7 protein-coding genes are annotated in these 7,098 nt (G+C 65.0%); 3 read left to right on the forward strand and 4 right to left on the reverse strand.

Annotated features, from left to right (window positions below):
- Together ACILRA_RS17265 and ACILRA_RS17270 are read right to left on the reverse strand one after the other, a co-directional pair.
- The coding region (locus ACILRA_RS17265) for a glutathione peroxidase (protein ID WP_395663306.1) at positions 1-426 on the reverse strand (426 nt) is incomplete at its 3' end.
- A gap of 50 nt (positions 427-476) precedes the next feature.
- Complete coding sequence (locus ACILRA_RS17270) at positions 477-1,649, reverse strand: benzoate/H(+) symporter BenE family transporter (RefSeq protein ID WP_395663307.1); 1,173 nt, start codon at positions 1,647-1,649, stop codon at positions 477-479.
- A 133-nt stretch (positions 1,650-1,782) separates the two neighbouring features.
- On the opposite strand from ACILRA_RS17270, the gene trxB reads away from it, so the two are divergent.
- Together trxB and ACILRA_RS17280 are read left to right on the forward strand one after the other, a co-directional pair.
- A complete protein-coding gene (trxB, locus tag ACILRA_RS17275) occupies positions 1,783-2,745 on the forward strand; it encodes a thioredoxin-disulfide reductase (protein WP_395663308.1) in 963 nt (320 codons plus the stop codon).
- Positions 2,732-3,637 (forward strand): LysR family transcriptional regulator, encoded by a 906-nt coding sequence (locus ACILRA_RS17280; protein WP_395663309.1) that lies wholly within the window; start codon positions 2,732-2,734, stop codon positions 3,635-3,637. Before trxB ends, ACILRA_RS17280 begins: the two co-directional genes overlap by 14 nt.
- Before the next feature lie 243 nt (positions 3,638-3,880).
- Here the strand turns inward: ACILRA_RS17280 and msrP are convergent, their stop codons facing one another.
- Positions 3,881-4,843, reverse strand: coding sequence for a protein-methionine-sulfoxide reductase catalytic subunit MsrP (gene msrP, locus ACILRA_RS17285; protein WP_395663310.1), 963 nt, complete (start codon positions 4,841-4,843; stop codon positions 3,881-3,883).
- Positions 4,844-4,985: 142 nt separating this feature from the next.
- On the opposite strand from msrP, the gene ACILRA_RS17290 reads away from it, so the two are divergent.
- A complete protein-coding gene (locus ACILRA_RS17290) occupies positions 4,986-6,365 on the forward strand; it encodes an aminopeptidase P family N-terminal domain-containing protein (protein WP_395663311.1) in 1,380 nt (459 codons plus the stop codon).
- Between the two features lie 4 nt (positions 6,366-6,369).
- On the opposite strand, the gene ACILRA_RS17295 is transcribed toward ACILRA_RS17290, so the two are convergent.
- Positions 6,370-7,098: DMT family transporter (locus ACILRA_RS17295; protein ID WP_395663312.1), on the reverse strand; the 729-nt coding region annotated here is incomplete at its 5' end.

Below are 7,098 nucleotides of genomic sequence, written 5' to 3' on the forward strand. Positions count from 1 at the left end.
CCACTTGGGCCGCCCCAGCATGCCCGCCTTCTCGCCGGCCCACACATAGAAGGGGTGGGCGCCCGCGCCCTTCACCACCGTCTTGTCAGCGAGCGGAAACGTCACGCCGTAGTTGAGCTTGCAGAAATTGGCGATTTCCGTGGCCGTACCCGGCTCCTGCCCGCCAAAATCATTGGACGGCACGCCGATGATGACGAGCCCCCTGTCCTTGTAGGCCTGCCAGAGTGCCTCGAGTTCCTCATACTGCGGGGTGAAGCCGCATTCGGACGCGGTGTTGACGATCAGCACAGGGTGTCCCTTGAACTGCGCGAGCGGCATCGGCTGGCCGTCGATACCGGTCAGCGTGAAATCATGGGCAGTGGTTTCGGCCATGGCGGATCCAATTGCGGTGAACAAAACAAACAGCGTCAGCAGAAATCTTTTCATGGACTGAAAACGTCCCGGAGACCGAAGCAGATCAGGTGCCGTGGGGCTGTTCAAGCACGCTTGATAAGATGGCGCGCGCCAAACAGCGCCAGCCCCGCCACCAGCCCCCAGAAGGCCGAACCCACCCCGGCGATGGTGAGCCCGCTCGCGGTGACGAGGAAGGTGATGAGGGCGCTCTCAATGTCGCGGGGCTCCTTCATCATCGTGGTGATGCTGCCCATCAGCGGCGAGAACAGCGCCAGCCCCGCGATGGCGGTGATGAGCTCCTTGGGCAGTGCGCCCAGCACCGCCACGAAGCTCGCCGCCATGAGGCCGATCAGGCCGTAGAGCACCAGATAGGGCCAGGCGATCAGCCAGCGCTTCCTCGGGTCCGGGTGGCAGTCCGGCCCCGTGACGATCGAGGCGGTGATTGCCGCCATGTTGATGGCATGGCTGCCGAAGGGCGCGAGCGCCATGGAGGTGGCGCCGGTGACGATCAGCGCGGGCTGCACCGGCGGCTGATAGCCACTCGCCCGCAACACCGCGAAGCCGGGCAGGTTCTGGGACGCCATGGTGACGAGAAACAGCGGCACCCCGATCGACAGGATCGTGCCGAGGTCGAAAACCGGCGTTGTCCATTCGAGCGCGGTGATGCCGAAGCTGCAGCAATCGCCAGCGAAGCTGCCGCTGATCCCGGCCATGGCGACCCCCGCCACCACGACGACCGGCACCGCATAGAGCGGATAGGAGAGCCTCAGCCCGAAGAACACGATGACCAGCGGCAGCACGGCGAGCGGCATGGCGAGTGCGGCCCCCGGCACGCCCAGCGTGTAGCGCAGCAGCACGCCCGCCAGCATGGCGGCGGCGATGGGGGCCGGGATCTTCTCGATCGCCCGTTCCAGCGGCTTGATCAGCCCCGCCACCACCATGAGCAGGCCCGCCACCACAAAGGCGCCAAGTGCCTCGGGATAGCTGATGCCGCCGCCCGAGGTGGCGATCAGCACCGCGCCGGGCGTCGACCAGGCGGTGATCATCGGCATGCGGTAGCGCCAGGACAGAATGAGGGACGAGATCGCCATGCCAAAACACAGCGCCGCCGCCCAGGAGGCCTGCTGGGATGGCGTGGCGCCAGCATTCCGCGCCGCCTCCATGATGAGGAGGATCGTCGAGGCAAAGCCCACCACCACGGCGGTCAGCGTCGCGGAGACCAGGCTGAACCAGCCGGTATGGGGGGAAGAAGGCATGGCATCGCTCATGGACCGGCGGTGTAGCAAGCCGGGGCGCGCGGCGCGAGGGCTGTTCACAACAGCTTGTGATGGTCTTGCCGCCGGGCCCAAATGAGCTATGCTGTTTTCTCATAGCAATCTGGAGTCCGCCATGTCCGCCCGCCATGCCCGGGTCCTGATCCTCGGATCGGGGCCTGCCGGTTATACCGCCGCCATCTATGCCGCCCGCGCCATGCTGAAGCCCCTGCTCGTGCAGGGCATCCAGCCGGGAGGCCAGCTTACGATCACGACCGACGTCGAGAATTATCCGGGCTTCGCTGATGTGGTCCAGGGCCCATGGCTCATGGAGCAGATGAAGGCCCAGGCCGAGCATGTCGGCACTGATGTCGTCTCCGACACGATCACCGAGGTCAGGCTCAACGACAAGCCGATCTGGCTCAAGGGCGATTCGGGGCAGGAATATACCTGTGACGCGCTCATCATCTGCACCGGCGCGCAGGCCAAGTGGCTGGACCTTCCCTCCGAGCAGGCCTTCCGCGGCTTCGGTGTCTCGGCCTGCGCCACCTGCGACGGATTCTTCTACCGCAACAAGCGCGTGCTCGTGGTGGGCGGCGGCAACACGGCAGTGGAGGAAGCGCTCTTCCTCACCAATTTCGCCAGCGAGGTGGTGGTCATCCACCGCCGGAACGAATTCAAGGCGGAGCGCATCCTGCAGAACCGCCTGTTCAACCACCCCAAAATCAAGGTGATGTGGGACACGACACTGGCCGATGTTCTGGGTACGGATAATCCGAAGGGCGTCACCCATGCCCGCCTGAAGAACGTCAAGACCGGCGCAACCGAGGACTTGGCCTTCGACGGCATCTTCATCGCCATCGGCCACAAGCCCGCAACCGAGCTGTTCGAGGGCCAATTGCCCTTCAAGCAGGGCGGCTACCTGATCACCGAACCGCGCTCGACGGCCACCGCCATTCCCGGCGTCTATGCCGCGGGCGACGTCACCGACGACGTCTACCGCCAGGCGGTGACGGCCGCCGGCATGGGCTGCATGGCAGCACTTGAGGCCGAACGCTGGCTCCACACCAGAACCGAGATTCGCCATGCCGCTGAATAGCGTGATGGACTGGGACAAGCTTCGCATCTTCCACGCCGTGGCGGATGCCGGAAGCTTCACCCATGCGGGCCATGACCTTGGCCTGTCGCAATCAGCGGTGAGCCGCCAGATCTCAGCACTTGAGGATGCGCTGAACGTTCCCCTCTTCCACCGCCACGCGCGCGGATTGATCCTCACCGAACAGGGCGAGATGCTCTATCGCACGGCGCATGAGGTGTTCACCAAGCTCACCGCCGCGCAGACAAGGCTGATGGATTCGAAGGAGAAGCCGTCAGGCGAGCTCCGCATCACCACGACCGTGGGGCTGGGCAGCGTCTGGCTCACGCCGCGCCTCAAGGAGTTCTCCGAGATCTACCCGGAGATCAACGTCACCCTCCTTCTTGATGACCGCGAGCTCGACCTCTCGATGCGCGAGGCGGATGTGGCCATCAGGCTCCGCCGTCCCACCCAGCCGGACCTCATCCAGCGCAAGCTGTTCACCGTGCACCACCACCTCTATGCCTCCACCGAGTACCTCAAGAAGAACGGCATCCCCAAGTCGCTGGAAGACCTTGATCGCCACAAGATCCTCACCTTCGGCCAGGCGCCCAACTATCTCACGACCGTCAACTGGCTGGAGCATGTCGGCCGCCCCGAGGGCGACCCGCGCCCCGCGGCCTTGCGCGTCAACAACGCTTACGGGCTTCGCCGCGCGGTGCAGGCCGGCATGGGCATCGCCTCGCTCGCCGATTACATCGTGCCCGAGGATTCAGGCCTCGTGCAGATCGATCTTCCGGTCGAGACGCCGGAGTTCGACACCTATTTCGTCTATCCGGAAGAACTGAAGGACACCAAGCGCGTCACCGTGTTCCGCGATTTCCTCGTGGCCAAGGCCAAGGAATGGAGCTTCTGAGGCGCACGGCATGCCCGCGCGGCATGCCACCCATGAGATAGCCCGTGTTGCCAGCAGCCGGGGCTGGCCGCATCATTCCATCACCGCGTTTCCAGCGCGGCATCCGCTGCCGCCGCTCACCTCCCCTTGCGGCGCCGGTTGAGGGTCCAGCCGCCATCCTCCCTGAGATGGAATGACAGGACCAACCCTCGTGAGGGAAATCGGATAACTTTGAGGCTGGTCCGGTATGACCGGCCTTTTCTTTTACATGAACAGCTTTTCGTTCTCGAGGCCGGCATAAAGCCCCGCCACCTGTTCACCATAGCCATTGTAGAGCAGCGTGGGGATGCGCTCGTCGCTGCCCAGCACCTGCTCCGTCGCCTGGCTCCAGCGCGGATGAGCCACATCCGGGTTGACGTTGGCCCAGAAGCCATATTCGCTGGGCCCCAGCGTTTCCCAGAAGCTCACCGGACGCTCCCGGGTGAAGCTCACCCGCACGATGCCCTTGATGGACTTGAAGCCATATTTCCACGGCAGGTGCAGCCTCAAGGGCGCTCCCATGCTGTTGGGCAACGGCTTGCCATAGGCGCCCGTCACCATCAGCGGCAGGTCGTTCATCGCTTCAGCCAGGGTGATGCCCTCAACATAAGGCCAGGGATAGCTGGTGAAGAGGCCGTCCTTCTGGCCCGGCGCCACATCCGGCATGTTGAAGGTCTCGAAGCGCAGGAACTTCGCCTCCGCCGTGGGCTTGGCGATGGCAACCAGGCTCTTCACCGTGAAGCCCGTCCACGGCACCACCATGGACCAGGCCTCCACGCAACGGTGGCGGTAGATGCGCTCTTCCAGCGTCACCTGCTTCAACAACTCGTCGATGCCAAGGGTGATGGGCTTTTCGACCTCACCGTCCAGCACCACCTCCCATGGGCGGATCGGCAGCTTCTCTGCTGCCGCGGCGATGCGCTTGGACGAGCCGAATTCATAGTAGTTGTTGAACGTGGTGGCATCCCGCTCATCCGTCAGCGGGCGCTGCGCATCCGTATAGGCCGGGTTGGCTTTCGCGGGGTAAAGCGCAGCTGAAGGGTCCTCTGCTGCCAGCGCCGGGCGGGCCGCGGCCAGCGCCATGGCGCCTGCCGCAGCGCCCATGAAGCTGCGCCGGTTCAGGAACACATGCTCAGGCGTCACCTGATGTTCCGGTATGGTCCAGCCGGGGCTGCGCTTGATGAGCATGGGCAAACTCTCCTGTTCCAGGCCTACATAGGCCGTTCATGAAACGCAGCCAACACAACGGCCGATCACATCTGCGCGATGCAATGGCTGGACGGGCTGCACCACTTCGCTATCCTCGCCGGAACGACAGCGGAGGATGACCATGCGGCATGCGATCCTGACCGGCATTGAACTGCCCGATTACGGCGAACCCGTGTCTGAGCCCGTGCTGGGGCGGACCCTTTTCGAGGCCCGCCTCGCCAGGCTTCGCGAACGGATGCAGCTTCATGGCCTCAGCGCCCTCGTCATCTATGGCGACCGCGAGCATGTGGCGAACCTCGCCTGGGCCACCGGCCACGACCCCCGCTTCGAGGAGGCACTGCTGCTCGTGCTCCTTGATCGCGTGCCGGTGCTGTTCGCCGGCAATGAGGGCTATCCCCATGCCGAGGCGGCCCAGGGCCTGTTCGAGCGGCGGCTGTGGCAGCCCCTCAGCCTCATGGGCCAGCCGCGCGACAAGCTCCGCCCGCTCGCCACCCTGCTGCGCGAGGCAGGCCTGGCGTCTGGCATGCGCATCGGCCTTGCCGGCTGGAAGGGCTTCGAGACCGACGACGGCGTCTTCGACCCCGGCTGGTTCGAAACACCGCATTACCTGGTGGAGGCGCTCCGCGGCTTCGGCGAGGTGTCGAATGCCGCCCTGCTCTTCATGCATCCGCAGGACGGTCTGCGCAGCCTCAACGAGGCTGATCAGATCGCCTGCTTCGAATATGCAGCCAGCAAGACGTCAAACGCGCTGCGCCGCCTCATTCTCGGCGTCAGGCCGGGCATGACGGAGTTCGAGGCCTGCCGCAACATGGCGCTTGATGGCTCCATGCAGTCCGTCCACGTCAACATGAGTTCGGGTCCGCGCGCGCCCCTCGGCCTGTGCAGCCCGTCGAGCCGCATCATCGCCAGGGGCGATCCGATCGTCGCCGGCCACGGCCTCATGGGCGCACTCAACTGCCGCGCAGGCTTCATGGCGGAAACGGCAGCCGATCTTCCGCCCGCCATTCAGGATTACGTCCAGCGCCTGGTCACGCCCTATTTCGAGGCCGCCGCCCTCTGGTACGAAACGGTGGGACTGGGTGTCACGGGCGGCGAGGTATATGATGCCGTCATGTCGCGCGTGGGCGATCCGTTCTTCGGCGTCAGCCTCAATCCCGGACATCTCATCCACCTTGATGAATGGGTGCATTCGCCGGTCCGCAAGGGCAGCACCTTCACGCTCTGCTCCGGCATGGCGTTGCAATGCGATATCATCCCGGCCACCGGCACGGCCTATTTCACCACCAACATCGAAGACGGCATCGCCCTTGCCGGCAAGACGCTGAGGGACGACATCGCCAAGCACCACCCGGAAGCCTGGGGCCGCATCACCCGCCGCCGCGCCTTCATGAAGGACCAGCTCGGAATCCGCCTCAAGCCCGAGGTGCTGCCGCTCAGCAACATCGCAGGCTGGCTGCCGCCCTTCTGGCTGGCGCCGGGAAAGGCGATGGCGATGCGGTAACGCATCAAGGTTTTTTCGACAGCGCCAGGTACATGCCGCCGAACATGATGACGATGGCGATCCAGTAGAAGCCGTTGGGCTCTTCACGGAACACGATCATGCTCCAGATGACGCCCGCCGCGACCGCGAGATAGTTGAAGAACGAGAAGCGCGCCGGCCCCATGATGCGGATCGTCTCGAAGAACAGCACGTAGAAGGCCGCGTTGATCGCCACCGCGCAAGCCAGTGGCCACAGCCGCGCCGCATCGCTTGGCGGCAGGACCATCCGCTCGCCGAACACCAGCAGCACGAGAAGCGCCACGGCCGCAGCCCCCAGCAGCGTTCCCGCCGCCATGGACAGCGAATGCGTGGCGGGCGGGCGCAGGTACTTGGCGAGATTGTTAGCCGTGGCGAACATCACCGGCGCTCCAAGCGACAACAGGAACCAGCCCCATGTGCCCTCGCGCAGCACCGCCGATTGCGGAATGACGATCACCGCGATCCCCATGATGCCGAGCAGCATGCCGATCAGCATGTTGCGGCTCAGCCGCTCGATGCCGAGCAGCGCGCCGATGAACAAGGTGAAGATCGGCGAAAGGCAGAGCACGAGTGTGACCACCGACGCATCGAGGCGGCTTGCTGCGGCTACCAGCAGCCCCATGGGCAGCCCCACCACCAGCCCGCCGATCGCCACATAGGCGAGCAGATGGCTGCGCGTCACGCCCGGCTTCAGCCCCAGCGGCAGGCCGGCGGC

This window comes from Aestuariivirga sp. (genome assembly GCF_044239095.1).
GTDB lineage: Bacteria > Pseudomonadota > Alphaproteobacteria > Rhizobiales > Aestuariivirgaceae > Aestuariivirga.

Coding starts and splice junctions, on each gene's coding strand:
- ACILRA_RS17290 (WP_395663311.1), top strand. CDS start 4,986: ATGCGGCATGCGATCCTGACCGGCATTGAACTGCCCGATTACGGCGAA.
- trxB (WP_395663308.1), top strand. CDS start 1,783: ATGTCCGCCCGCCATGCCCGGGTCCTGATCCTCGGATCGGGGCCTGCC.
- ACILRA_RS17270 (WP_395663307.1), bottom strand. CDS start 1,649: ATGCCTTCTTCCCCCCATACCGGCTGGTTCAGCCTGGTCTCCGCGACG.
- msrP (WP_395663310.1), bottom strand. CDS start 4,843: ATGCTCATCAAGCGCAGCCCCGGCTGGACCATACCGGAACATCAGGTG.
- ACILRA_RS17280 (WP_395663309.1), top strand. CDS start 2,732: ATGCCGCTGAATAGCGTGATGGACTGGGACAAGCTTCGCATCTTCCAC.